At 70.9% G+C, this 23,425-nt stretch carries 21 protein-coding genes and 1 pseudogene; 12 read left to right on the top strand and 10 right to left on the bottom strand.

All coding sequences use genetic code 11. The features are described from left to right. Positions 1 to 68 precede the first annotated feature (68 nt). Positions 69 to 857 (bottom strand): DeoR/GlpR family DNA-binding transcription regulator, encoded by a 789-nt coding sequence (locus tag NP777_RS08470; RefSeq protein WP_256649434.1) that lies wholly within the window; start codon positions 855 to 857, stop codon positions 69 to 71. Positions 858 to 1,035: 178 nt separating this feature from the next. On the opposite strand from NP777_RS08470, the gene NP777_RS08465 reads away from it, so the two are divergent. From NP777_RS08465 to NP777_RS08440, 6 genes are all read left to right on the top strand, one after another. Beyond that, a complete protein-coding gene (locus tag NP777_RS08465) occupies positions 1,036 to 1,704 on the top strand; it encodes an HAD family hydrolase (protein ID WP_256649433.1) in 669 nt (222 codons plus the stop codon). Positions 1,705 to 1,709: 5 nt separating this feature from the next. Beyond that, positions 1,710 to 2,780 (top strand): 2-hydroxyacid dehydrogenase, encoded by a 1,071-nt coding sequence (locus NP777_RS08460; RefSeq protein ID WP_256649432.1) that lies wholly within the window; start codon positions 1,710 to 1,712, stop codon positions 2,778 to 2,780. Then, positions 2,777 to 4,237, top strand: coding sequence for an FGGY-family carbohydrate kinase (locus NP777_RS08455; RefSeq protein ID WP_256649431.1), 1,461 nt, complete (start codon positions 2,777 to 2,779; stop codon positions 4,235 to 4,237). The genes NP777_RS08460 and NP777_RS08455 overlap by 4 nt, the downstream gene beginning before the upstream one ends. Next, entirely contained in the window at positions 4,234 to 5,979 is a 1,746-nt protein-coding gene (locus NP777_RS08450) for a dihydroxyacetone kinase family protein (RefSeq protein ID WP_256649430.1), read from the top strand. The genes NP777_RS08455 and NP777_RS08450 overlap by 4 nt, the downstream gene beginning before the upstream one ends. Beyond that, complete coding sequence (locus NP777_RS08445) at positions 5,976 to 6,440, top strand: ribose-5-phosphate isomerase (RefSeq protein ID WP_256649429.1); 465 nt, start codon at positions 5,976 to 5,978, stop codon at positions 6,438 to 6,440. Before NP777_RS08450 ends, NP777_RS08445 begins: the two co-directional genes overlap by 4 nt. Before the next feature lie 176 nt (positions 6,441 to 6,616). Then, positions 6,617 to 7,603 carry a BtrH N-terminal domain-containing protein gene (locus NP777_RS08440; protein WP_256649428.1) on the top strand — a complete coding sequence of 329 codons (987 nt, stop codon included), beginning with the start codon at positions 6,617 to 6,619 and terminating at the stop codon, positions 7,601 to 7,603. On the opposite strand, the gene NP777_RS08435 is transcribed toward NP777_RS08440, so the two are convergent. Both NP777_RS08435 and NP777_RS08430 read right to left on the bottom strand, forming a co-directional pair. Further along, a complete protein-coding gene (locus tag NP777_RS08435; RefSeq protein ID WP_256649427.1) occupies positions 7,579 to 8,433 on the bottom strand; it encodes a class I SAM-dependent methyltransferase in 855 nt (284 codons plus the stop codon). The two genes, NP777_RS08440 and NP777_RS08435, sit on opposite strands and share 25 nt — an antisense overlap. A gap of 47 nt (positions 8,434 to 8,480) precedes the next feature. Next, positions 8,481 to 9,437, bottom strand: a complete 957-nt coding sequence (locus NP777_RS08430) for an alpha/beta hydrolase (RefSeq protein WP_256649426.1) — start codon at positions 9,435 to 9,437, stop codon at positions 8,481 to 8,483. 191 nt (positions 9,438 to 9,628) lie between these two features. On the opposite strand from NP777_RS08430, the gene NP777_RS08425 reads away from it, so the two are divergent. Continuing rightward, complete coding sequence (locus NP777_RS08425) at positions 9,629 to 10,498, top strand: helix-turn-helix domain-containing protein (protein WP_256649425.1); 870 nt, start codon at positions 9,629 to 9,631, stop codon at positions 10,496 to 10,498. A gap of 10 nt (positions 10,499 to 10,508) precedes the next feature. On the opposite strand, the gene NP777_RS08420 is transcribed toward NP777_RS08425, so the two are convergent. Further along, on the bottom strand, positions 10,509 to 11,084 hold the full coding sequence (locus NP777_RS08420) for a TetR/AcrR family transcriptional regulator (protein ID WP_256649424.1): 576 nt from the start codon (positions 11,082 to 11,084) through the stop codon (positions 10,509 to 10,511). A 94-nt stretch (positions 11,085 to 11,178) separates the two neighbouring features. Between NP777_RS08420 and NP777_RS08415 the strand changes: the two genes are divergently transcribed. Further along, positions 11,179 to 11,952 (top strand): oxidoreductase, encoded by a 774-nt coding sequence (locus NP777_RS08415; RefSeq protein ID WP_256649423.1) that lies wholly within the window; start codon positions 11,179 to 11,181, stop codon positions 11,950 to 11,952. A gap of 29 nt (positions 11,953 to 11,981) precedes the next feature. Here the strand turns inward: NP777_RS08415 and NP777_RS08410 are convergent, their stop codons facing one another. Then, a complete protein-coding gene (locus NP777_RS08410) occupies positions 11,982 to 12,608 on the bottom strand; it encodes a TetR/AcrR family transcriptional regulator (protein WP_256649422.1) in 627 nt (208 codons plus the stop codon). Positions 12,609 to 12,678: 70 nt separating this feature from the next. Between NP777_RS08410 and NP777_RS08405 the strand changes: the two genes are divergently transcribed. Then, positions 12,679 to 14,343, top strand: coding sequence for an FAD-dependent monooxygenase (locus tag NP777_RS08405; RefSeq protein ID WP_256649421.1), 1,665 nt, complete (start codon positions 12,679 to 12,681; stop codon positions 14,341 to 14,343). A gap of 78 nt (positions 14,344 to 14,421) precedes the next feature. Here the strand turns inward: NP777_RS08405 and NP777_RS08400 are convergent, their stop codons facing one another. The 3 genes and pseudogenes from NP777_RS08400 to NP777_RS08390 form a co-directional block, all read right to left on the bottom strand. Beyond that, positions 14,422 to 15,417, bottom strand: a complete 996-nt coding sequence (locus NP777_RS08400) for an aldo/keto reductase (RefSeq protein ID WP_256649420.1) — start codon at positions 15,415 to 15,417, stop codon at positions 14,422 to 14,424. Positions 15,418 to 15,501: 84 nt separating this feature from the next. Further along, positions 15,502 to 16,518 (bottom strand): annotated as a pseudogene (locus tag NP777_RS08395) (chitinase); the annotation flags it as partial. 639 nt (positions 16,519 to 17,157) lie between these two features. Further along, positions 17,158 to 17,655, bottom strand: a complete 498-nt coding sequence (locus tag NP777_RS08390; protein ID WP_256649419.1) for a hypothetical protein — start codon at positions 17,653 to 17,655, stop codon at positions 17,158 to 17,160. A gap of 170 nt (positions 17,656 to 17,825) precedes the next feature. On the opposite strand from NP777_RS08390, the gene NP777_RS08385 reads away from it, so the two are divergent. Next, positions 17,826 to 17,993 carry a hypothetical protein gene (locus NP777_RS08385; protein WP_256649418.1) on the top strand — a complete coding sequence of 56 codons (168 nt, stop codon included), beginning with the start codon at positions 17,826 to 17,828 and terminating at the stop codon, positions 17,991 to 17,993. A gap of 271 nt (positions 17,994 to 18,264) precedes the next feature. On the opposite strand, the gene NP777_RS08380 is transcribed toward NP777_RS08385, so the two are convergent. Continuing rightward, positions 18,265 to 20,049, bottom strand: coding sequence for a coagulation factor 5/8 type domain-containing protein (locus NP777_RS08380; protein ID WP_256649417.1), 1,785 nt, complete (start codon positions 20,047 to 20,049; stop codon positions 18,265 to 18,267). A gap of 14 nt (positions 20,050 to 20,063) precedes the next feature. Next, positions 20,064 to 21,098: a chitinase gene (locus NP777_RS08375; protein WP_391858471.1), complete on the bottom strand. Its 1,035-nt coding sequence runs from the start codon at positions 21,096 to 21,098 to the stop codon at positions 20,064 to 20,066. A gap of 437 nt (positions 21,099 to 21,535) precedes the next feature. Here NP777_RS08375 and NP777_RS08370 point away from each other — a divergent pair, with 437 nt between their 5' ends. Both NP777_RS08370 and NP777_RS08365 read left to right on the top strand, forming a co-directional pair. Next, positions 21,536 to 22,816, top strand: coding sequence for a ricin-type beta-trefoil lectin domain protein (locus NP777_RS08370; protein ID WP_256649416.1), 1,281 nt, complete (start codon positions 21,536 to 21,538; stop codon positions 22,814 to 22,816). Next, on the top strand, positions 22,813 to 23,331 hold the full coding sequence (locus NP777_RS08365; RefSeq protein ID WP_256649415.1) for a hypothetical protein: 519 nt from the start codon (positions 22,813 to 22,815) through the stop codon (positions 23,329 to 23,331). The genes NP777_RS08370 and NP777_RS08365 overlap by 4 nt, the downstream gene beginning before the upstream one ends. The last annotated feature ends 94 nt before the right edge of the window (positions 23,332 to 23,425 follow it).

Below are 23,425 nucleotides of genomic sequence, written 5' to 3'. Positions count from 1 at the left end.
CGCAGATACTCAAGCGAGCCGAGAGAAATATCAAGAGGTCTGGTAAGAATAACGAGATTCGTTGGTAACTACTCGGTCTCGACGACTCTCACATCCGTCAGCTCCCGCATCTCCCGGAGCAGCTCCTCGTCCACCGGACCGGTCAGCAGGACATGGTCGAAGGAGTCCACGCTCTCCAGCCGGTGCAGCGCGCGACGGCCCACCTTGCTGTGGTCCATCAGCAGTACGCTCGTCGCGCCCGCCTGCCGGGTCGCCCGCTTGATGCTGACGATCTCCTGCTCCTGGTGGAAGGTCATGCCCGCGGTGATCCCGGAGGTGGAGAGCACGCTCAGATCGACGGAGATGCCGCTGATCATGTCCATCGCCGGCAGCCCGATCCATGAGTCGTGGGTGCGCGAGTACTCGCCGCCCACGCAGATCAGCCGGATGCCCTCGGCGCTCCGCAGCTCCTCCGTGATCAGGCGGTAGTTGGTCACCACGGTCAGCGGCCCGACCTCGGGCAACAGCCGCGCCAGGGCCAGCGCCGAGGTCGAGTCGTCCAGCATCACCGACATCCCCGGGGCCACGAACCGCAGGGCGGCGCGGGCCAGCGCCCGCTTCTCGTCGGTGTGGGCGTGCAGCCGGAAGTCCGAACTGGACTCGAAGACCATCGAGGGCTGCGCGGAGACGCCGCCGTGGTACTTGCGCAGGATGCCGCGGTCCGCCAGTTCGGCGACGTCCCGGTGGACCGTCATCAGGCTGACGCCGGTCAGCTCGACCAGTTCGGACACGGCGGCGTCCCCCTGGGCCAGAACGTGCTCGACGATCAGTTGCTGCCGCTGTTGCCGCGCGCCGCGCGACGACGGGGGAGTAGTCATGTCCTCCATCCTGCCGTGTTTATTTCTCACATAGAACCAGTGACAACTCACGCTGTGACTGTTAATTTCGCTGTGACGGACACCGCCGGGTGCCACCACCTGGCGGACACCGCCGGGCGCACGGACATCTTCGTGCCCCGCCAGCCAGACATCATCAGCCGGGAGATCAGGGGTACGCATGGCCGACGCAGTGGTCTTCGACATGGACGGCGTGCTCGTCGAGAGCGAGCATCTGTGGGAGGAGCTGTGGGCCGGCTACGCCGCCGCGCGCGGCAGCGTATGGGGCCCGGAGCAGACGCGCGACGTCCAGGGGATGAGCGCCCCCGAATGGGCCGCGTACCTCACCCGGTTCTGCGCGGCGGGTGACCCCGCCGCCAGCACCGAACGGGAGGTCGTGGACGGCATGGTCCAGGCCCTGGCCGACGGCCGTATCGGTCTGTTGCCCGGAGCCCGCGAGATGATCACCGACACCGCCGAGCTGGCCCCCGTGGCGCTCGCCTCCTCCGCGCCGCGCCGGGTCATCGACGCCGTGCTCGTCCACCACGGCGTCGACCACCACTTCAAGGCGACCGTCTCCAGCGCCGAGGTGGAGCGCGGAAAGCCGAGCCCGGACGTCTATCTGGCCGCCGCGCGGGCCCTCGGCGTGGCCCCGGAGCGCTGTCTGGCGGTGGAGGACTCCAGCAACGGACTGCGCGCCGCCGCGGCCGCCGGGATGACCGTCGTGGCCATCCCGAATCCGCAGTACCCACCCGCCGAGGACGCCCTGGCCGCCGCCGCATACCGTTCTCCGGACCACCATGCCGTACGTGACTTCCTGCTCAGCAGGCTCGACCCCCGAGGGGAGTGACCGACATGACCACGGTCCTGGTATCGGGCGACGACTTCATCGCCCCCGAGCTCTTCTCCGCCGCCCTGAGCGAGAGCCTGCCCTCCGCCGGGCTGACCTTCCGCACCCTGCGCACCCGCTGGCCGAACGAACCCTTCGGGCCGGTCGGGGCCGACGGGCAGGGGAACGGCGGGGTCAAGGAGGCCAGCGGCACCGAGGAACAGGTGCTGGAGGCGCTCGGTGACGCGAGCGTCGCCGTCACCCAGATGGCGCCCTTCACCGCCCGGGTCATCCGCGAGGCACCCGGCCTGAAGTTCATCGGCGTGGCCCGCGGCGGCCCGGTCAACGTGGACGTGGCGGCCGCCACCGCCGCCGGGATCCCCGTCACCTTCACCCCGGGCCGCAACGCCGCCGCGGCCGCCGAATTCGCCGTCGGCCTGATCCTCGCCGCCATGCGCCGCATCACCCATGCCGACGCGGCCCTCAAGGAGGGCACCTGGCGCGGCGACTACTACGCCTACGAGAACGCGGGTCTTGAGCTCGACGGCGCCACCGTCGGCCTCGTCGGGTACGGGGCCATCGGCTCGATCGTGGCCCGGGTGCTGCGTGCCTTCGGCGCGGACGTCGTCGTCTCCGACCCGTACGCGGACCCGGCGCGGGCACACGCCGACGGCGTCGAGCTCACCGCCCTGGAGGACCTGCTGCGGCGCAGCTCCGTGGTGAGCCTGCACGCCCGGGTCACCCCCGAGACCCGGCATCTGCTGAACGCGGACAACCTCGCGCTGCTGCCCGAGGGCGCCGTCCTCGTCAACTCGGCCCGCGGTGAGCTGCTCGACTACGCCCCGCTGCCCGGCCTGCTGGAGTCGGGCCGGCTCGGCGCGCTCGCCCTCGACGTCTACGACATCGAGCCGCCCCCGGCCGACTGGCCGCTGCACAAGGCACCCAACGTCATCACCACACCCCACCTGGCGGGCGCCACCCGGCAGACCGCCGACCGGGCCGCCCTGATCACCGCCGGCGAGGCCGCCCGCTTCCTGCGCGGCGAACCGCTGCGGCACGTGGCCAATCCGGAGGTGCTGACCGGGAGCCGGCCATGATCGTCGGAGTCGACATCGGCACCTCGGTCACCAAGGCCCAGCTGATCTCCCGCGACGGCCGGACCACCCCCGCGCACGAGGCCCGCAGCACCGTCTACACCCTGCCCGGACACCGCGTCGAGCAGGACCTGGACGACGTCGTGGGCACCGTGGAGACCGTCGTACGGGCGGCGCTCGCCGACGCCGCGCAACTGGGCGACGAACCGGCCGAGGCCCTGGCCCTCACCGGGCAGGGCGACGGCCTGTGGCTGCGCGACGCCACGGGCGCCCCGGTCGGCCGCGCGCTGTCCTGGATGGACGGCCGGGCCGCGGACCGGCTCGACCGGTGGACCGCCGACGGCACCCTGCGCGCCCTGCACCGGCGCACCGGGGTCGGACTCTTCCCCGGCTCCGCGGCACCCCTGCTGGCGCATCTGGCCGAACACGAGCCGGAGCGGCTGGAGGCGGCCGAGGTCGCCGGATACTGCGTGGACGCCGTCGTGCAACGGCTGACCGGCGCCGTGACCGTCGATGTCTCCGACGCCTCGCAGCCGTTCCTCGACGTGGCCACCCGTACCTACGACGAGACCACGCTCGAGCTGTGCGGGCTGTCCGCACACCGCCGGCTGCTGCCGGACCCGGCGCCGCCCGGCACCCTGCACCGGCTGCTGCCCGACGCCGCCCGGCGGCTGGGCCTGCCCGCGGGGCTGCCGGTCTCGGCCGGGCCGTTCGACATCCCCGCCTGCGCCTTCGGCTCGGGGGTCGCCGAACCGGGGGAGGGCAACCTCATCATCGGCACCACCCTCGCCGCCCAGGTCCTGGACACCGAGCCGCGCCCGGCTCTCGCCGAGGACCCGGCCGGGATGGTGCTGGCCACCCCGTACGAGGGCCGGTTCCTGCGGGTCATGCCCGCGATGATCGGCACCGCGGGCCTGGACTGGCTGCTGAAGCTGCTCGATGTGAAGATCGATGCGCTGGACGCGCTGCTCGTCCAGTCCCCGCCCGGCGCCGCGGGCGTCACCGCGCTGCCGTTCCTGTCCACCAGCGGCGAGCGGGCGCCCTTCGTCGACCCGCGGGCCCGTGGCCGGTTCGACGGTCTCTCCCCGCTGGCCGGCCGTGCCGACCTGGTACGGGCGCTGTGCGAGGCCGTCGCCTACTCGGCCCGGCACTGCATGGAGACCCTCGGCGTCACCCGCACCGTCACCGCCTGCGGCGGTGGTGCGCGCTCCGGGGAGTGGGCGCGCATCTTCGCCGGTGTCCTCGGCGGCGACCTGGAGGTCTGCGACGACGCCGTGGGCATCCGCGGCGCGGCCCATGTCGCCTGGCGCTCCCTGGGCACCCCGGTCGACCCCGGCGCCTGGCGCGCCCGGCTCCGTACCGTCACCGCCGAGCGCGGGCTGATCGACCACTACGCCGAGGGCTACGCCGCCTACCGGCAGGCCCTCGACACCGCACGCGAAGGCTGGAGCACACGATGACCAGGCTCTTCAACGACCCCGCCCGGTTCACCGACGACATGATCACCGGCTTCGCCGCCGCCCATCCCGGGCACGTACGGGCCGTGCCCGGCGGTGTGGTGCGCGCCCGCCCCGCCCGCGCGGGCAAGGTGGCGGTGCTCACCGGCGGCGGCTCCGGCCACTACCCCGCCTTCTGCGGTGTCGTCGGCCCCGGATTCGCCGACGGCTCGGTCATCGGCGATGTCTTCACCTCCCCGTCGGCCGCCCGCGCCCGCTCGGTCGCCGAGGCGGCGGAGGCGGGCGGCGGGGTCCTCTTCCTCTTCGGCAACTACGCGGGGGACGTGATGAACTTCGGCCTCGCGGCACGGCAGTTGGAGGGCGACGGGATTCCCGCCCGCTGCTTCGCCGTCACCGACGACATCGCCTCCGCCCCCGCCGACCAGACGGCGCGGCGGCGTGGCATCGCGGGTGGCTTCGTCGTCTTCAAGACCGCGTCGGCGGCGGCCGAGGAAGGCGCCTCCCTGGAGGAGGTCGTCCGCGTCGCCGAGCACACCAACGCCCGTACCCGCACGCTCGGCGTGGCCTTCGACGGCTGTACCCTGCCGGGCGCCGAAGCGCCCCTCTTCACCGTTCCCGAGGGCCGGTTGGGCCTCGGCCTCGGCATCCACGGCGAACCGGGGGTCAGCGAGGACACCCTGGGCACCGCGGAGGACCTGGCCCGCGCCCTGGTGACGGGGCTGCTCGCGGACCGGCCCGCCGGGGTGGGCGACGGCGGGCGGGTCGCGGTCGTCCTCAACGGGCTCGGCGCCACGAAGTACGAGGAGCTGTACGTGCTGTGGGGCGCCGTGGCCCGCCGGCTGGAGGAGGCGGGGCTCACGCCCGTACGCCCCGAGGTCGGCGAACTCGTCACCAGTCTCGACATGGCCGGTTGCTCCCTGACCCTGAGCTGGCTGGACGAGGAGCTGGAGCGGCTGTGGCTCGCCCCGGCCGACTCCCCGGCCTTCTGCCGGACGCCACCGCCGGAACCCCCGGTGGACGACGCCGCCGTACGGCCCGCCGCGGCCCCGCGCCGCCCGGAGCGGTCCGCCGCCACCGCGTCCGGCGCGGCGGTCGAGGTCGCCGAACTGACCGTCCACGCCCTGCGCGCCGCCCGCGACGTACTGCACCGCGACGCGGAGGACCTGGGCCGGCTGGACGCGGTGGCGGGCGACGGCGACCACGGCCGTGGCATGTCCAAGGGCGTCGACGCGGCACTCGCGGCCGCCGAAAAGGCGCACACCGACCGGCTCGCCCCGGCGGCGGTGCTGGCCGCCGCCGGTGACGCCTGGGCGGCGGAGGCCGGGGGCACCTCGGGGGCGCTGTGGGGAGTGGGCCTGCGCGCCATCGGCGCGGCGCTGCCTGCCGACCGGGCGCCGGAGCGCGCGGAGTTGGCGTCCGCCGCCACGGCCGCGCTCACCGCAGTCACCTCGCTCGGCGGGGCCGAAGTGGGCGACAAGACCCTGGTCGACGCCCTCGCGCCGTTCGCCACCGCCTTCACCACGGGGCTGCGGAGCGGAGCCCCGGTGTCCGAGGCGTACGCGTCCGCCGTGGCCGCGGCCCGTACGGCCGCCGAGAACACCGCCGGGCTGCGCCCCCGCCTGGGCCGCGCCCGCCCACTCGCCGACCGCAGCGTGGGCACCCCCGACCCCGGAGCCACCTCACTCGCCGCGGTGCTGACCGCGGTGGCCACTCTCCCCGCGACGACAGGAAGCGAATCCGTATGACCACCGCGCGTCCCTTCCGGATCGTCGTCGGCTGCGACGACGCCGGTTACGACTACAAGGAAGCCCTCAAGCGGGATCTGCAGGCCGACCCCCGGGTCGCCGAGGTCATCGACGTCGGCGTGGGCAGCGACGAACACACCGCCTATCCGCATGTCGCGGTGGAGGCGGCCCGGCGGGTGGCCGAAGGCGCCGCGGACCGCGCGCTGCTGGTGTGCGGCACCGGCCTCGGCGTGGCCATCAGCGCCAACAAGGTCCCCGGCATCCGCGCGGTCACCGCCCACGACAGCTACTCGGTGCGCCGCTCGGTCCTCAGCAACAACGCCCAAGTCCTCTGCTTCGGCCAGCGCGTCATCGGCCTGGAACTCGCCCGCGCGCTCGCCGACGACTGGCTCGCGCAGAGCTTCGACGAGACCTCCCCGTCGGCGGAGAAGGTCGCCGCCATACGGAGCTACGAGGGCTGATCGCTGACGGGGCCGGGCCGCCGCGCGGCTCGGCCCCGGTGTCACGGGTCCCTCGCCACCGCCGGGGGCCATCACCGTCCGCGCGCCGGCCGTCGGCCGGCGCGCGTTCTCGCCGTCATACGGACGGTCCCGGACGCCGGGCTACGATGTGCCCGACGGAGGGGAGAAGTGATCACGTGTCACTCATCGACGCGCAGCCGTTCGTCGGTAGACATTGCGAATCGACCACGCTCGTCAACCTTCTGCGGCAGTGCGACATCGATCTGTCGGAGCCGCTCGTCTTCGGCCTCGGCAGCGGTCTGTCATTCGGCTACTGGCACACCAAGAAGATGCCGACGCCATTCATCGGGGGCCGCATCAGACCCGATCGGTTGACTGCCAATGTCACCGATTCGCTGGGTCTCCGGTTGACCGTCCGGGAGACGTCCTCGCCGAAGCGGGCGCGTGAGCGGCTGGTCCACGAGCTGGACTCGGGGACTGCCGTCGGACTCAAACTCGACCGCTTCCACCTCGACTACTCCACCGACCGCTACCGGTTCGCGGCCCACTACGTCGCCTGTATCGGGCGCGAGGACGACAGGTTCGCCCTGGTCGAGACCAGGCCGCTGGGGCTTCAGTGGACCTCCGGCGATGCCCTCGCGCTGGCCCGGAGCGCACGCGGCCCGATGAGCTCACGGAGCCTCTCGTTCACGATCAACCCGCCCGAGGGCTCGCTGCCCGACCTGGGTGACGTCGCCCGTCAATCCATTCGGACGACGGCCGAAGACTTCCTGAACCCCCCGATCTCCAACTTTGGATTCAGGGGAATGCGCAAGGCCGCCGGTCTGATGCCGGGATGGATGGACAACCTCGAATCCCCCGAAGAAGCGCTTGCCGAGATTTCCACGATCATGGAAGACGGGGGAACCGGCGGGGGACTCTTCCGCGCGATGTGGGCCGACTTCCTCGCCGAGGCCGCCGATCTCACGGGTGTCCCCGAGTTCCGCGATCTCTCGGACGCGTACCGCGTGGTGTCGAGGAAATGGACCGACGTGGCGGAACTCCTCCGCGAAGCGGGCACCGCCTCGTCCCGTGGCCCCGTTGAGCACGCCGCGAAGCTGGTGCGTGAACTCGCGGAGGAGGAACTGCATCTGATGCGTCAGCTCATGGAGCGTTCTCGCTGATGCCGCCCGGTCCGCCGGCCGACCCGGAGGACGCTCAGATAGCGGCGTGACGCCCTGTCGCCCATTCGGGTGAGGATGCGCTCGGCGATGGCGTCGAGCAGGGGCTCGCGGACATCGCGGTCGAGCCTCCGGTAGAGCGACGTCGAGCGAAGGTGATCGGCGAAGCCCTCGCCGTTGAACCACTGAACGGCCGGGTACCACCGGACCGTCGTCGGGCCGAACAGCCCGCCGGGGCCGTCGGCCGGCCCCCAGCCCTCGTCGGTGCCGCGTACGTCGTCCTCGAGCGGCGGATGGCCCCAGTCGGGGTTCCCGGGGCAGAACCGTTCGTGGAGATCGGCGGTCTCGGCGTACACCTCCGGCTCTCCCGGGCGGCGGACCACGACGTTGCCGAGCAGCGCCAGCCTGCCTCCGGGACGGAGCACATCGTGCGCTCGCCGCCAGCCGATCGACGGGTCGATCCAGTGCCAGGAGGACGCGGCCACGAGGGCATCGAAGCGTGCGCCGCGATCGTCCCACTCCTCGAATGTCGATGTCTCGACTTCGACGTTGGGGAAGGCGGCGAGCCGTTGGCGGGCGAGCGCGGCCATTTCCCGGCCCGGCTCGATGGCGGTCACCGAACATCCGAGCGCGGCCAGCGAGCGCGTCGCCTGACCGGTGCCGCAGCCCACCTCCAGCACCGACGACCTCTCGTCCACGCCCGAGATGGCGACGAGGTCCGCGAACAGCTCGTCGGGGTACCCCGGCCGGACCCGGTCGTAGACCTCCGCCACCTCGTTGAACACCCGACCGAGGGCACGTCGGTCCGCACGCTTCTCCGGATCACCAGTCACGAGCGCACAAGCTATGGGGCTCGGCCACGGGGACGCCACTGGTTAAATCAGCGCTGCCCGCCGGTCGGATGGCCGACGGGCACCGGGTGGGGTTTCAGGTGCTCGCCGAAGAACGCGGTGAGCTCGGCCACGGCGAGGGTGACGTATTCGTCCCTGTCGTACAGGTCGATGTGGCTGGCGCCGTCGATGATGACGAGCTTCTTGGGCTCGGCCGCCTTCTCGATCGCCTCCCTGCTGAAGTACGCGGTCTCCGCCTCCGAACCGGCGATCATCAGCAGGGGGCGGGGCGAGATGAGCCGGATCATCGCGTACGAGTCGTACTGGGCGATCAGGTCGATGCTGCGCAGCACCCATCCCTGGTTCGCGCGGGGGTGGTAGCCGCGCGGGGTGCGGTAGAACTCGTACGTCTCCCGGAACTGCCGGGTGGCGGTCTCCAGCAGCTCCTCGGCGTTGTCGGGAATCCACGCCTCCAGCCGCAGGGCCGCGCCGTGTGCCTCCGCGGTGCGCAGCGCGCCGGCCTGGTCGAGCATGGCCTGGAGGACCGCCGGGTCCTGTGTGCGGCCCAGTCCCTCGCGGAACACCGACCCGAGGTCCCCGGCGCTGACCGTGGCGACGCCCTTGATGCGGTGGTCGGTCTGCGCGGCGTAGGGAACGTAACCGCCGGACGCGCAGATGCCCAGCGCCCCGATACGGTCCGGGTCGATGTCGTCACGGGTGGTCAGATAGGTCACGGCGGACTTGATGTCCTCGGCTCGCTGGAAGGGGTTCTCCAGACCTCGCGGCTCGCCCTCGCTCTCGCCCTGGTAGGCGGCGTCGAAGACGAGCGCGGCGAACCCGGCGCCGGCCAGCCGCTCGGCGTAGATGCTCGGGCTCTGCTCCTTCACACCGCCTCCCGGGTGCGAGATGACAACGGCCGGCAACCGGCCGCCGCCGTGGTCGTCGGGGGTGAAGAGAATCCCGGCGATGGCGAGGTGGTCGCTGGGAAAGGTGACGTTGGCCTTCACGGTTCTGTGGCTCCTGGGTGGGTGCGGATGGTGGGTGCGGATGAGTGGGGCGGGCCGTCCGCCGGTCACGGCACCGACGCTCGCATGCGCCACGCGAGCGGGTAAGGGGCGTCTTCTGTCCCCGGACAACGCTGTCCTGGGACAGGCCAGGCCCCCTGTCACGACCGTCGTTGTTTGTCAGACTTGTGGCTATGAGCAGCAGCGACGCGCACCACAGCGAACTGGGCGCCTTCCTCAAGGCGCGGCGCAGGGAGCTGAGCCCGGCCCAGGTCGGGCTGCCCGATTCGGCGGGCAGGCGCAGGGTCAAGGGGCTGCGCCGGGAGGAAGTGGCCTTGCTGGCGTCGATCAGCCCCGACTACTACACGCGCCTTGAGCAGGGCCGCCGCCAGGCTTCCGAACCGGTGCTGGACATCCTCGCGCGCGTTCTGCGGCTCGACGACGGCGAGCGTGCCTACATGTTCGAGCTGTCCGGCCGGGACGCCGCCCGGCCCCGTCGGCGCACCGCGCAGAAGGTCCACCCGCAACTGCGGCGGCTGCTGGACGACCTCGCCACCACGCCCGCCGTCGTCCTGGGCCGGCGCACCGACATCCTGGCCTGGAACCCCATGGCCGCAGCCCTGTTCACCGACTTCGCGCGCATCCCGGTGGAGCAGCGCAACTTCGTACGGCTGGTCTTCCGCGAACCGGCCATCAGGTCGCTGTACCCGGACTGGGACTGGGTGGCACAGACCAGCCTGGCGCAGCTGCGCATGGAGGCCGCCCGGGACCCGAAGGATCCACGGCTGGCCAAGCTGGTGGGCGAGCTGTCACTTCAGGACCCCGACTTCCGGCGGTGGTGGGGCGCCCATCGCGTCGCCGTCCAGGGCACGGGCACGAAGGTCCTGCGGCATCCGGTCGTCGGCGAGCTCACCCTCGACTGGTCCTTCCTCACCTGCACCGACGACCCCGACCAGCAGCTCATCACCCTGACCGCCGAACCCGGCACACCCAGCCACGACCGGCTGCGCATCCTCGCTTCATGGGCCGCGCAGTCCGTCGGCCACCCGGTGGCGGACGACTGACGCGGGCCGTTCAGCCGCGGCTCGCCGCGCCGAGGCGCAGCCCGTCGTAGAGGATCGCGGTGATGCGTACCGCGTCGTCCTCCCACCCCTTGGCGCGCATTCCGCAGATGCCGCCGAGCGCGCGTAGCAGGACGCGTCCGCTGACGCCGGGGCGGATGGCACCGGCGGCGACCCCCGCGGCGAGCAGTTCGTCCAGGGCGCGAGCCATCTCGGCGCGTGCGTCGTCGAAGATCGGGGAGTCCGTCGCCATGATGCTCTCCAGCGCCTCGGCCATGCCTTTGCCCACGGCCGAGTGGGCCACGAGCAGCAGCAGGAAGCGGCGCAGAGCCTCGTCCGGGGCGTGGTCCGCGAGCAGCCGGGCGGGGGCCGCGCAGAGTTCGGCGACCTCCTGGCGGTACACCTCCGCGACGAGCGCTTCGCGCGTCTCGAAGTGGCGGTAGAGCGTGCCGACCGCCACCCCGGCTCGCCGGGCGATCTCCTCCACATGGGCGTCGGCGTCCCCGGTGAGGAATGCCTCGCGCGCCGCGGTCAGGAGCGCTTCGCGGTTACGGCGGGCATCGGCGCGCAACGGGCGTGATGACGGCAACGGTCCTCCATAAGGTGAGTCGGACTCCGGTTGTGTGTACAGTTTCTCGAGTCGGTTTCCGGAGTCCGGTTCACCTTACTGAAGGAGTACCCGAATGACGATCGTGGATGAGGGGTTCAGCGGCCTGCGAGTGCTGGTCACCGGCGGCAGCCGTGGACTGGGAGAGGCGACGGCCCGTCGCTTCGCCGCCGCCGGCGCGACCGTACTGACGGCCTCGCGCACCGCGCCCCCGGAAGACCTGCCGGCCACCTTCTTCCCCGTGGACCTGCGGTCCGAGGAGGGCGTGGCGGACCTCGGCCGACGGGTGCTGGACAGCGTCGGGGGCATCGACGTCCTGGTCAGCAACGCGGGAGCCGCGACCGCCCCGATGCCGACCCTCAAGCGGTCCGACGCGTCCTGGCTCGCCGACCTGGAGATGAACCTGCTCAGCGCCGTCCGGATCGACCGGGCCCTGGTGCCCGGGATGGTCGAGCGCGGCTCCGGCGTCGTGGTGCACGTCTCCTCGATCGCGAGTCGGCTCCCACAGCGTGCCGAGGCGTCGTACGCCGCGGCGAAGGCGGCGCTCAACGCGTACAGCCGCGAGCTGGCGACTGAGGTGGGGGAGCACGGCGTCCGCGTGGTGTGCGTGCTGCCCGGCTTCGTCGCCACGGAGGGAGCGGTCGGCCACCTCCAGCGGATGGCCGACCGCCAAGGGGTCACCTTCGACGAGGTGAAGCAGCAGATCGTGGACCACCTGAAGGTGCCGATGGGGCGCCCCGGCGAACCCGAGGACGTGGCGGAGATGATCGCGTTCCTCGCCTCCCACCGCGGCAAGTGGCTCACCGGGGCCGAGTTCCGGGTCGACGGCGGCATCATCCCGGTGGTCTGAGCCGCCCCCGCGACGGCCTCCGGCGAGACTCAACTCCCCGTCGGCGACGCCCTGTTCAGTCCACCCGCCAGCGCGTCGAAGGCGAGCCTCAGACGGCGTTGATGCGCGGCGCCGATCTCCTCGATGTCCGCTCCGGAGAGTCGTCGCTGCACCGTGTCGATGGCGACCGTGCGGTACGCGGCGACGAGCAGGGCCGCGGTCAGCGTGCTGTCACCGGAGAAGCGCGCGTCGGCGTCGAGTTCCGCCGCGAGTGTCTCCTCCATCTCGGACGCGAAGAGGCGGAGCCGTGCGATCAGCGCGGGGGACGCCATCACGGTACGCAGGAACGGCTCGACACCCTCCCCGAGCCCGGACAGCACATGGCGTTCCGTGGCCAGCGCGAGGGCGGCTCGGCGCATCGCTTCGACGGGGTCCATGTCATCCGCGCGCTCGCGGAGCACGGTTCGCACGGTGTCGAGGGCCTCCGGGAAGCGGTCGAACAGGAGGTCCTCTTTGCGGTCGAAGTGTGCGAAGACCGTCACCTTCGACACTCCGGCGGCCGCTGCGACCTCGTTGATGGTCACGTCATCGAACCCGCGCTCCAGGAACAGCTCGGTCGCGACGGAAGCGATGCGAGCCCGGGTCTGCGCTCCGCCACGGTCCCCTCGATTCGGCATGTGACAACGCTAGCCCTTCCCGTTACCTTTACCGAGTAAGTTTACCGGGTAAATGCAGAAGGAGCGTGTCATGCGGCGCAGCGATGTGATCGTCGTCGGAGCCGGGCCCACGGGGCTCTTCCTCGCCGGCGAACTGGCACTCCAGGGCGTACGGGTGATGGTCCTGGAGCGGCTTCAGGAGCCCGATCCGACGATCAAGGCCGGGTCGATCAATGTCGCCAGCGCGGAGATCCTCGACCGGCGCGGGCTGTTGCCGGCCGCGGAGGATGTGCAGCGCCGGCTGCTGGCGTCCGTCGGTGCCTTCGCGGGCCGCGGCCGGAAGAACGCCCTCGTCGACCAGTTGGACCGGGGTGCGCGGGGTGCGCGCCGCTTCCCGGTCGCCGGGCATTTCGCGGGCATGCTGTTCCGCGATGAGCTGGTCGATCAGGGCGACCCGGTGCTGGCCGCGCACACCGCGGCCTCGGGTGGCGTCCTCGTGCCCCAGTACGATCTCGAGCTGCTGCTCGGGGAGCACTGCGCCCGTCTCGGCGTGGAGGTGCGCCGCGGTGTCGAGGTGCGCGGTGTGCGGGTGCGCGATGCGGGTGGCACGCGACCCGCGGCGGAAGCGGACCTCACCGGCGACGCCGATGTCGTGGTGGAGACCAGCGCGGGCGAGATGACGGCCGGGTGGGTCGTCGCGGCCGACGGCGGCCGCGGCGCGATCCGCGGGCAACTGGGCATCGGCTTCACCGGCACCGATCCCCAACTGGTGGGGTACCAGGCGGTGGCCGACTTCGACGACCCCGGCGCGCTGAGCCGCGGCTGGACGTGGACACCCCGTGGCATCTACGCCTATGGCCCGATCCCCGGGCGCGTTCTCGTCGCCCGTTTCGGCCCGCGGCCGCAGGACCGCGACGCCCCCGTCACGCTCGACGAACTCCAGGAGGTCATACGCGAGGTCACCGGTGTCGATGTGACGCTCAAGGGCCTGCGCGGCCGGGCGACCCGCTGGTCCGACAACGCCCGGCAGGCCGAGTCCTACCGGCGCGGCCGGGTGCTGCTCGCGGGCGATGCCGCGCATGTGCACGCGCCGTTCAGCGGCCAGGGCCTGAACCTCGGCCTCGGCGACGCGGTCAACCTCGGCTGGAAGCTCGCCGCGACCGTGCGGGGAGACGCCCCGGCCGGACTGCTCGACACCTACGAGAGCGAACGCCACCCGATCGCGGCGTGGGTGCTCGACTGGACGCGGGCGCAGGTGGCCCTGATGCGCGGCGACGAACACACGGCGCGGCTGCGCGAAGTCGTCGGCGGGGAACTGTTCACCGTGCCGGGCGCGATGAACCGCGTGGTCGCGCTGACGTCCGGGATCACACAGCGCTATGACGTGGCCGATGGGGCGGCGGGGCCGGTCGGCGCGATCGCCGGGGATGTCGCGCTGTCCTCCGGCGACCGGCTCGCCGACCACGCCCACGACGGCCGTTTCGTCCTCGTCGACCGTTCGCCCGACGGGCGATTCGGGCGGGCCGTGCGGCCGATGGAACACCGGATCGCGTACGTGGCGGATCCCGCCTCCGCCACGTCGCCACCCAGCCTGCTCGTACGTCCCGACGGTGTCATCGCCTGGGCCGACTCGCGCGACAGCGCAACGTCCGAGGGCGCAACGTCCGGAACCGCCATGTCCGGCACCGCCATGTCCGACGACGGCGTCCTCAAGGGGCTCGACGCGGCGATTCAGCGGTGGGTCGACTCACGCTGAGCACACCGCATACCACACACCGCATACCACACACCGCATACCACACACCGCATACCACACACCGCATACCGCCTCCGCTCACCGCCCCAGGATCCGCTCGACATCGGCCATCTGCCCGGCCGTGAGCGGCCCCTTCGTGATCGCGCCCGCGTTCTCCTCGGCCTGGGCGACCGTACGGAAGCCGGGGATGGGGATCGTCCGCGGGCTGCGGGCCCAGATCCAGGCGAGGGCGCCCTGCGCGAGGGTACGGCCGTCGCTGGTGAGGATGGACCGCAGGGCGTCGACCCGCTGGAGCCAGGCCGGGTCCGCGCCCGCGTTCGCGATGAACCCCGGCAGCCAGGCGGGCGGTGCGTTGCGGATGTCCCCGCTGTCCAGGGCGCTCCCGGCGGTGTGCTTGCCGGCGAGCAACCCCATGGCCAGCGGGCTGCGGTTGACGCTGGCGAGGTCCGACTCCGCGCAGAGCGCGAGGAGTTCGGGCGCGTCCTGGAGGATGTTCAGGCGGTGCTGGACGGCCGCGCAGTGCGGGCCCTCGGCGAAGACGGCGGCCCGGGTGGGGTCATCGGTGCTCCACGCGTACCCGCGGATCAGTCCCTCGTGCACCAACTCCTCGCACGCCTCGCGGAGTTGGGCGGCCCGCTCGGGACCGGCGTCGGAGATGTGAAGCTGGTACAGATCGATGTGGTCCGTGTCCAGGCGTCGCAGCGAGGCGGTCAGGGCGCGGCGTACGTGCTCCGGCGAGTCGTCCTGGCCCTCGCGGATCCGGGTCCGCTCGTCGAAGACATTGCCCCATTTCGTGGCGACGACGACATCGCCGCGGCGCTTGCCGAGGGCCCGGCCGAGCACGCGTTCGCTGTGGCCGGTGCCGTACGCGTCGGCGGTGTCGAAGAAGGTCACGCCGAGGTCGAGTGCGCGCCGGATCGCGCGCACCGACTCGTCGTCGTCGACCTTGCCCCAGCCCAGGGGCTGCCCGTCGGTGGACTGCCACTCACCGCCGATGGCCCAGCAGCCGAAGCCGAGGGGGCTCACGTCGATGCCGCTGCGGCCCAGGGTCCTGTTGTGCGCCATGGTCTCCATGCCGGTGAACGGTAGGAGTTGAAGCGCACACGAAGGCAAGCCCCGGGCATGGGCGCCACCGACGCCCATGCCCGGGGCGATGGCTCAGCGGCCGTAGTAGGTGTCGAAGTTCTTCGAGAACTCGCCGCCGTTGAAGCCGTCCCAGTTGATCGACCAGGCCATCAGCCCGCGGAGGGCGGGCCAGCTGCCGTGGGGCTCGTAGCCGCCGCAGTCGCTCTTCTTCGTCAGGCAGTTGAGGGCCTTGGACACATCGCCGGGCGTGGTGTGGCCGTTGCCCGCGTTGGGGCTCGCGGGCAGGCCGATCGCCACCTGGGAGGGGTCCAGCGGGGGGAAGACGTTGTCGCTCTTGCCCGCGACGGGGAAGCCGGTGAGCAGCATGTCGGTCATCGCGATGTGGAAGTCGGCGTTGCCCATGTTGTGGAACTGGTTGTCGAGCCCCATGATCGGCCCGGAGTTGTAGTCCTGGACGTGGAGCAGGGTGAGATCGTCCCGCAGTGCGTGGATGACCGGCAGATACGCCCCGGAGCGGGGGTCCTGGCCGCCGGAGGCGCCGGAGCCGTAGAACTGGTAGCCCAGCTGTACGAAGAAGGTTTCCGGGGCCATGGTGAGGACGAAGTCGGAGCCGTACTTCGCCTTGAGCGACTTCACGGCCGCGATGAGATTGACGATCGAGGGGGTCTTCGGGTTCTTGAAGTCGGTGTCGCCGTCGTCCAGCGACAGCGAGTGGCCCTCGAAGTCGATGTCGAGGCCGTCCAGTCCGTACTTGTCGATGATCGCCCCGACCGACTCGACGAACTTGTCGCGGGCCGCGGTGGTGGTGAGCTGCACCTGGCCGTTCTGTCCGCCGATGGATATCAGTACCTTCTTGCCCGCGGCCTGCTTGGCCTTGATGGCGGCCTTGAACTCGTCCTCCGACTCGACGTTCGGGCATTCGCTCTGGGGGCAGAGGCTGAAGCGGATGTCGCCGGAGGTGGTGGAGGTGGGTTCGCCGAAGGCCAGGTCGATGATGTCCCAGCTGTCGGGGACATCGGCCATCCGGGTGTACCCGGAGCCGTTGGCGAAGCTCGAGTGGAGATAGCCCACGAGCGCGTGCTCGGGGAGTGCCGCCTTCGTGGTGGCGGAAGTGGTGCCCGTGTGGGAGGTGGTACCCGCGTCGGCGGTCGTCGTCGAGACCGTGGCGAGCAGCCCGGCCGCGGCGACGGAGGCGCACACGCCGGTCAGGACCCTCTTGCCGGAGGGGAAACGGAGGCTCATGGGGGCCGCTCCTTGGTGTGGGGGGAAGGCGGAGCTGAAGTGAGGGGGGGAGGAGGGGGATGGTGGGGAGTGATGGTCGGGAGGCATGGGGGAGGTCGCGCGCCCACGAGACAACAGGACTAGACCACTAGTGTCAATGGTCCGGACCAAATCGGGCGGCGGATCTTTACGTTCAGTGTTGCGTCGCCGCGGCGTTTGCTCCACGGCTGGTCGGCCGTATGCGGAGCGCCCCGCGGACGGGCTCAGCATCAACAAGAACAGCGTCCTCGGCCACTTGCGGCGCGACGGGCCCATGTCGGCCGGTGCCCTCGCCGCCGACGACCGTCAGCAGCCGCAATCCCTGACCCCGCGATATGGCGCAGCGTGACGCATGGCTGGACACCGCGCTGACCGGCCTCAATGAGACCGAGCGCCAGGTCCTGCTGCTCGCCACCCGTCTGATGGACCGCATCGCCGACTCTTGAAAGTGGCCCCGCGAGGCGGGCGTCAGACCGTGGACAGGTCGATGGCCCGGTCGACGTCGTCGGGGCGCAGCACTCGCAGAATGCCTTCGAGCAGGTAGTAGTCGGCGTAGGGGAGCGAGATCTCGACGCCGTCCTCGCTCGGGCGGTTGCGGGTGCAGCGTGCCACGATCGCCTCGGCGCGGGCCGAGTTCGTGGTCAGGCAGGTCCGCGACAGCGCGGTGAGCAGCCGCAGCGCCGCCTCGCGGTAGCGCGGTTCGCCGGTGGCCCTGGACAGGTCGAGCAGACCGCAGGCCATGACCGCGCCTGCGGAGGCGTCCTTGATGTCATGGGGTGCTTGTGGTGCGAGGTAGTCCCACACGGGGACGCTGTCCGGGGTGAGCGCGCCCAGCGCGAAGTCGGCGAGCTTCCGCGCGGTGGTGAGGAATTCCCGGTGGCCGGTCCGGCGGTGGATGGTGGTGAATCCGTAGATCCCCCACGCCTGCCCGCGTGACCAGCAGGAGGCCGGGCTGTAGCCCTGCACGGTGGCCGGGCCGAGCGGAGCGCCGGAGGACGGGTCGAAGTCGTAGACGTGCGGGGTGGATCCGTCCGGGCCACGCGGTGACCCATGACGGGTAGAAGAGGAATCCGAGGTCGTGGGTGCCGGTGTCGTTCTGGCGGGGGGCGAGCTTCTCCGCGGCGGCGAGGGCCAGGGTGCGGAACCGTTCCTCGCCGCTGTGCAGCCACGCCATCCACAGCGTCCCGGGCCAGAACCCGCCGACCCAGTCGCCGTTCTGGGAGTACGTCCACTTCTCGAACTTCGTACCGACCGGAAAGCCACTCACCCCCGGTGCGACCGCGCGCAGCTTCGCCACCGCGTAGTCCGCCGTCTCGCGGAAGGTGCGGAGCGTGGCGGCGTGGCCGGGGACCTCCGCCGCCTGGGCCGGGGGAGCGATCGAAGTGGCCGCCACCGCGGTACCGGCCGCGGTGGTCAGCAGGGCTCTCCGGGAAACGCTCATCAGTGTCCGCCCTTCACGAGTGGTGAATCCGACAAAGACATGACGACATGCGGTCCGTGCGCTCAAGCCGCCTGTGGGGCGCGGGCGACGTGCCCGCGCCCCACAGGCGAACCGGTGGAGCCGGTGGAACGGGATCAGGGGTACTCGGTCACGTTCGCCACGTTGCTGTTGGCGTCCGAGGGACCTCCCGTGCCATTGATGACATGGTTGATGGTGCCGGTGCCGCCGAGCGAGACGGTGACCATGTCGTGGAACTTCACATCCGGGCTCTGGGGAACCTCGAAGGCGTGCTCGGCGGTGACGGACTTGTCGGTGTTGAAGAAGCAGTAGCTGCCCAGGCCCCACGCCTCATGGCGGTTGACCGAGTCGGCCACCTTGTAGGCGGCGTACCCCTTGGTGGAGCCGTTCATCCAGGCGTCCTGGTCGGGCGGGTCGTAGGGCATCTCGTTCTGGTAGAAGTACGTGCGGCCGCCCTCGCCGTTCCATGTCGTCTGGTGCTTCTGGTAGTGCTCGACGAACAGGCCGTACATGGTCACGTCGTCGCCGTTGACGACGAGCCCGTTGTCGGCCGTGTTGGAGTCCCAGCCCACGCCGTCGCCGTGGTCGGCGCGCCAGATCCAGGTGTGGTCGCCGATCACGTTCGAGCTGTTGACCACCAGGCTGGTGGACGCCTTGCCCACGCCCGCGCCGCCGACCCGGAAGAACACATCGTGCAGCGAGGTGGGGTTGTCTGCGTGGTTCGCGGACGAGTCCTTCGGGCCGACCTCCATCAGCGTGTCGGAGTTATCGGTGCCCGCGTCGATGAGCAGGCCCGCGAGCTTGACGCCGTCCACATCGGCCACGTTCATCGCCGAGACCCCGTTGTCGGGAACGAGCGTAGCCAGTCCCAGGCCCAGTACGACGGTGTCGGGGTGGGTCACCTTCAGCGGTGTGTCGAGGTGGTAGACGCCCGGGGTGATGAGCAGGTGCTTGCCCGCGTCGAGCGCCGCGTTCATCTCCTCGGCCGTGGCGTCCGGCTTGGCGATGAAGAAGTCGCTCAGCGGGAGCGATGTGCCCTTCGGCGTACCGGAGGACCAGGACGTGCCCGTCGAGTCCTTGCGCACGTCCGGCACGAACACCTTGTACGCACCGTCGTCGTCGACGTACAGGAACGGCTTCTCACGGGTGACGGGTGACTTGTCGACGCGGGTGTACGGCGGGTTCGGGAAGTCCCCGGCCGGGGCGTTCCGCGCGCCGACGAACACCATGTTCCAGTTGGAGCCGGTCCAGCCGCCCCATTCGGTGTTACGGGAGAGCCACTGCTGCTGCGATCCGGACTTCACCTGCCCGTCGACCTTGGTGTCGGCCAGCAGACCGCCGCTGGACCAGCCGCCGTCGTCCAACTGCAGATCGCCCTTGAGGTGCATACGGCGGTACGGGGCGGCCTGTGAGACGGCCCAACGGTCCGCGCCGCCGTCCGGGTTGACGGCCAGGTTCTCGGCGTCGCGCCAGAAGTTCTGCGTGGCGTTGCCGTCGAACCAGTCGGCCTCGGCGTGCACCTGGCCGTTGATGGTGGTGTCGTCGGGCGACAGGCCGAGGCCCGCCACCTGGGTGTAGAAGCCGACGTTGGCCTTGACGTCGTACGAGCCGGGCTTGAACAGCAGGGCGTGCCGGGCCTGGCCGAACTGGTTCTTCTCCTGCTCGCCGAAGACCGAGTCGAGCTTGCCCTGGATCTCCTGCGCGGACGTCGACGGGTCGAAGATCTGCACATTGGGACCTAGGTCCGGCTCGGCGTCCGCGCCGTGCGCCGCCGGTACGGTCAGCGCCGCGGCGACGGCTCCGGTCAGCACCGCGAACGCGGCGGTGGCGCGGGCGACGCGGCGGCGTCGGCGGTGTCCGGGCGGGGTGGTGTCGCTCGTCCCAACAGTGTCGTGCGTCATGGTGATGTGCCCCCTCAGCCCTGGTACCGGGCGAATATCCCGGTGAACTGCCAGGGCTCCTGGGCGACTCCGGAGCAGGTGTCGTCGTTCGGGTAGTTGCCGGGGCAGGGGCGGTCGCGGTTGACGGACCAGAACGAGAGCCGCGACAGGTGGTGTTCGGAGGCGTAGCCCAGGATCGACTCGAAGTCGTCCGTGGTGACGGTCTCCTTGACGTCGGTGATGCCGTTCATCGAGGACAGGCCGCTGTGCCGGTAGGCGTCCTCGTCGCGGTAGCCGTAGGCGCCCTTGACGGCGTTCTTCAGCCCGTCGGTGGCCTGCTTGGTCAGCTCGGCCATGTTCTGGCCCTCGCCGCCGAAGTCGAACGGCATGATGGTCCAGCTGTCGGCCTCGAAGCCGGATTCGGCGGCCCGGCGGATCATGCCGTCGTCGGGACCGTGTCGATCACTGGGGAAGGTGACGTAGGTGAGCAGCCCCTGGTTGTCGGCCTTCACCTGCTTCAGGGCGTCGATCGTCTTCTGCTGGACGGCCGGGTCGTTGTAGGCGTCGCCCTCGATGTCGATGTCGATGGCCTTGAGACCGTAGGCGTCGATGACCTTCTGGTAGGCCCCGGCGAGGGCCTGCGCGTCGGCGCAGGACTGCTCCAGCTTGTTGCCGCTCGCGCCACCGAAGGACGGCACCACATCGCCGCCCTTGGCCCGTATGGCCTTCACGGCCTGCTCGTCGGCGCCGCCGGCCAGCGGGCGGCTGCCGTCCCACTGGGGGTCGCAGTCGCCCGCGTCGAGGACGAAGGCGAGGGTGAACCAGCCGACGCCGGTGGCGTCCATCACCTCGCCCGGGTCCGGGGGGTTGCCCCATCCGTTGTAGAGGTAGGGGGCCACGGCGGCGGGTGCGGCGGATGCCGAGGCGCGGTCCTGGCCGGTGTGGTCGGCCCAGGCGGCCGCGGTGGTGCTCGCGGCGGTGGCCGCGAGGGCCGCGGCCGCGGCCAGGACGGTCCGCCGGCGGCGGCGCCGCACGCGGTCCCGGGCGGAGAGGTCTTCGCTGTGATTCATGTGGGGGGATGCCTTCCTGACACGCGGACGGGCCCCGGCAGTGGGCATGTCCGTCGGACAGGCGCCGCCGTCGCAGCCCGCGACATGCGGTGTCCGGCCGGAAGGTCACGGCCGGACTCTCGGGCCCATATATTTCGGGAGTTGAACGTGTCTCGTCAATAGGTCCGCACCAATGAATGAGATGCCTTCAAAGCCCGAACTCGCTGGCCGCGTGGGCGGGGTCCTCGGCGGCGAACGGCCCTGCGCGCCGCGACTTGTTGGCATATCTGGTCCATACCAAACCCTTGACAGGCTTTTCCTTCACTTCTTAACTCACGTAATGAACTAAGTACCGCTCAGATCGCTCACGCACCCGGTCGGGGCGCCGTAACCACTTGGTCCGCATGCGCCTCATGCCTCTCCGCACCTGTCATCACCTGCTTCTGGAAGGGAGAGTCATGGACTCCCCGCGCTTACCCCGGCGACTGCTGGTGTCCCTCGTCTCGGCCCTCGCCCTCGTGTCGCTGTCCACCGGACTGGCACAGGGCACCTCGGCCTCCGCGGCGGGCCCCGCCGCGAAGTCCACCGCGAGACCCGCCACGGCGGCCGCCGTCACGTTCTCCGACGAGTTCGACGGGCCCGCCGGCTCCGCCGTCAACGGCGGCAAGTGGCAGATCGAGACGGGGGACAACGTCAACAACCACGAGCGGCAGTACTACACGGCGGGCAACAGCAACGCCGCCCTCGACGGCCAGGGCCACCTGGTCATCACCGCCCGCCGCGAGAACCCGGGCAACTACCAGTGCTGGTACGGACGGTGTGAGTACACCTCCGCCCGGCTGAACACCTCCGGCAAGTTCACCACCACCTACGGCCGGGTCGAGGCCCGGATGAAGATCCCGCGCGGGCAGGGCATGTGGCCCGCGTTCTGGATGCTGGGCAATGACATCGGACAGGTCGGCTGGCCCAACTCCGGTGAGATCGACATCATGGAGAACGTGGGCTTCGAGCCCTCCACGGTCCACGGCACCCTCCACGGCCCCGGGTACTCGGGCTCCGGTGGCATCGGCGCCGGGTACTCCCTCCCCAACGGCCAGGCGTTCGCCGACGCGTACCACACCTTCGCCGTCGACTGGAGCCCGAACGCGATCAGCTGGTCCGTCGACGGCACCGTGTACCAGCGGCGCACCCCCGCCGACCTCGGTGGCCGGCAGTGGGTGTTCAACAAGCCCTTCTTCGTGATCCTCAACCTCGCGGTCGGCGGCTACTGGCCCGGAGACCCCGACGGCAGCACCTCCTTCCCCCAGCAGCTCCTCGTCGACTACGTCCGGGTCAGCACCGACAGCGGACAGCCGAGCGGCGGTGCCATCACCGGTGTCGGTGGCAAGTGTGTGGACGTGGCGGGTGCGAACAACGCCAATGGCACGGCCGTGCAGCTGTATGACTGCAATGGAACCGCCGCGCAGCAGTGGACGGTTGGTTCCGATGGCACGATCCGTGCGTTGGGGAAGTGTCTGGATGTGGCGTCGGGTGGTACGGCCGATGGGACTCTGGTTCAGCTGTGGGATTGCAATGGGAGCGCGGCGCAGCAGTGGGCGGTTCCGGCGGCGCGTGACATTGTGAATCCGCAGGCCGATAAGTGTCTGGATGCCGCGGGCGGTAGTTCGGCGAACGGCACGCGGCTGCAGATCTGGACCTGCACCGGCGCCGCGAACCAGAAGTGGACGGTGACCAGATGAACACCGGCCTCCTGCGCGGATCGGGGATACGCGGGCTGCTCGGCGCCGCGGCCGCGGCTGCCCTCATCGACCAGCAGACCGTCAACACCGTGCGGTCGGCCGGTGGCGATGTCATCCCGTCCTTCGGCGGCTGGAGCGGCAACAAGCTGGAGAGCTCCTGGACCATCATGCCGTTCGACTTCGGGGGAGCGGGCCAGAACATGGGCCAGCTCACCATCCGCGCGGCCGAGGGGCTCAAGAACACGGTGAAGAGCGCCTACGGGTACTCGGACGACCAGGCGTACCGGCACTCCGGCATCTCGTCGATGAACGGCATCACCGACAACAGCGAGACGGTGACCGTCGACGACTTCCGCACCATCCTGGGTTACGCCCAGCAGAAGCACCTCGCGCGGCTGACCTTCTGGTCGGTCAACCGCGACCGGCCCTGTACCGGTGGCGGAGCCGACACCTGCTCGGGCGTCTCCCAGCAGCCGTGGGATTTCACACGCGTCTTCGCCCAGTACGGCGGCTGATCCACGGCTCGACGCATCCATTTCCTATAGGAACCTGAGAGGCGAGATCCGGTGCCCGACCCACGGGGGCGCCGGATCTCGCGCTTATCGGGCG

Origin of the sequence: Streptomyces rugosispiralis, from assembly GCF_024505145.1 — a bacterium.
GTDB lineage: Bacteria > Actinomycetota > Actinomycetes > Streptomycetales > Streptomycetaceae > Streptomyces > Streptomyces rugosispiralis.
The sequence above is the reverse complement of the archived record's forward strand: the minus strand, read 5'-3'. Positions and strand labels throughout refer to the sequence as shown.

Excerpts from the sequence above, each read along its gene's own strand:
- NP777_RS08450 (WP_256649430.1), top strand. The coding sequence starts at position 4,234 with ATGACCAGGCTCTTCAACGACCCCGCCCGGTTCACCGACGACATGATC.
- NP777_RS08465 (WP_256649433.1), top strand. The coding sequence starts at position 1,036 with ATGGCCGACGCAGTGGTCTTCGACATGGACGGCGTGCTCGTCGAGAGC.
- NP777_RS08455 (WP_256649431.1), top strand. The coding sequence starts at position 2,777 with ATGATCGTCGGAGTCGACATCGGCACCTCGGTCACCAAGGCCCAGCTG.
- NP777_RS08425 (WP_256649425.1), top strand. The coding sequence starts at position 9,629 with ATGAGCAGCAGCGACGCGCACCACAGCGAACTGGGCGCCTTCCTCAAG.
- NP777_RS08380 (WP_256649417.1), bottom strand. The coding sequence starts at position 20,049 with ATGACGCACGACACTGTTGGGACGAGCGACACCACCCCGCCCGGACAC.
- NP777_RS08415 (WP_256649423.1), top strand. The coding sequence starts at position 11,179 with ATGACGATCGTGGATGAGGGGTTCAGCGGCCTGCGAGTGCTGGTCACC.
- NP777_RS08460 (WP_256649432.1), top strand. The coding sequence starts at position 1,710 with ATGACCACGGTCCTGGTATCGGGCGACGACTTCATCGCCCCCGAGCTC.
- NP777_RS08375 (WP_391858471.1), bottom strand. The coding sequence starts at position 21,098 with ATGAATCACAGCGAAGACCTCTCCGCCCGGGACCGCGTGCGGCGCCGC.
- NP777_RS08400 (WP_256649420.1), bottom strand. The coding sequence starts at position 15,417 with ATGGAGACCATGGCGCACAACAGGACCCTGGGCCGCAGCGGCATCGAC.
- NP777_RS08445 (WP_256649429.1), top strand. The coding sequence starts at position 5,976 with ATGACCACCGCGCGTCCCTTCCGGATCGTCGTCGGCTGCGACGACGCC.
- NP777_RS08405 (WP_256649421.1), top strand. The coding sequence starts at position 12,679 with ATGCGGCGCAGCGATGTGATCGTCGTCGGAGCCGGGCCCACGGGGCTC.
- NP777_RS08365 (WP_256649415.1), top strand. The coding sequence starts at position 22,813 with ATGAACACCGGCCTCCTGCGCGGATCGGGGATACGCGGGCTGCTCGGC.
- NP777_RS08410 (WP_256649422.1), bottom strand. The coding sequence starts at position 12,608 with ATGCCGAATCGAGGGGACCGTGGCGGAGCGCAGACCCGGGCTCGCATC.
- NP777_RS08370 (WP_256649416.1), top strand. The coding sequence starts at position 21,536 with ATGGACTCCCCGCGCTTACCCCGGCGACTGCTGGTGTCCCTCGTCTCG.
- NP777_RS08470 (WP_256649434.1), bottom strand. The coding sequence starts at position 857 with ATGACTACTCCCCCGTCGTCGCGCGGCGCGCGGCAACAGCGGCAGCAA.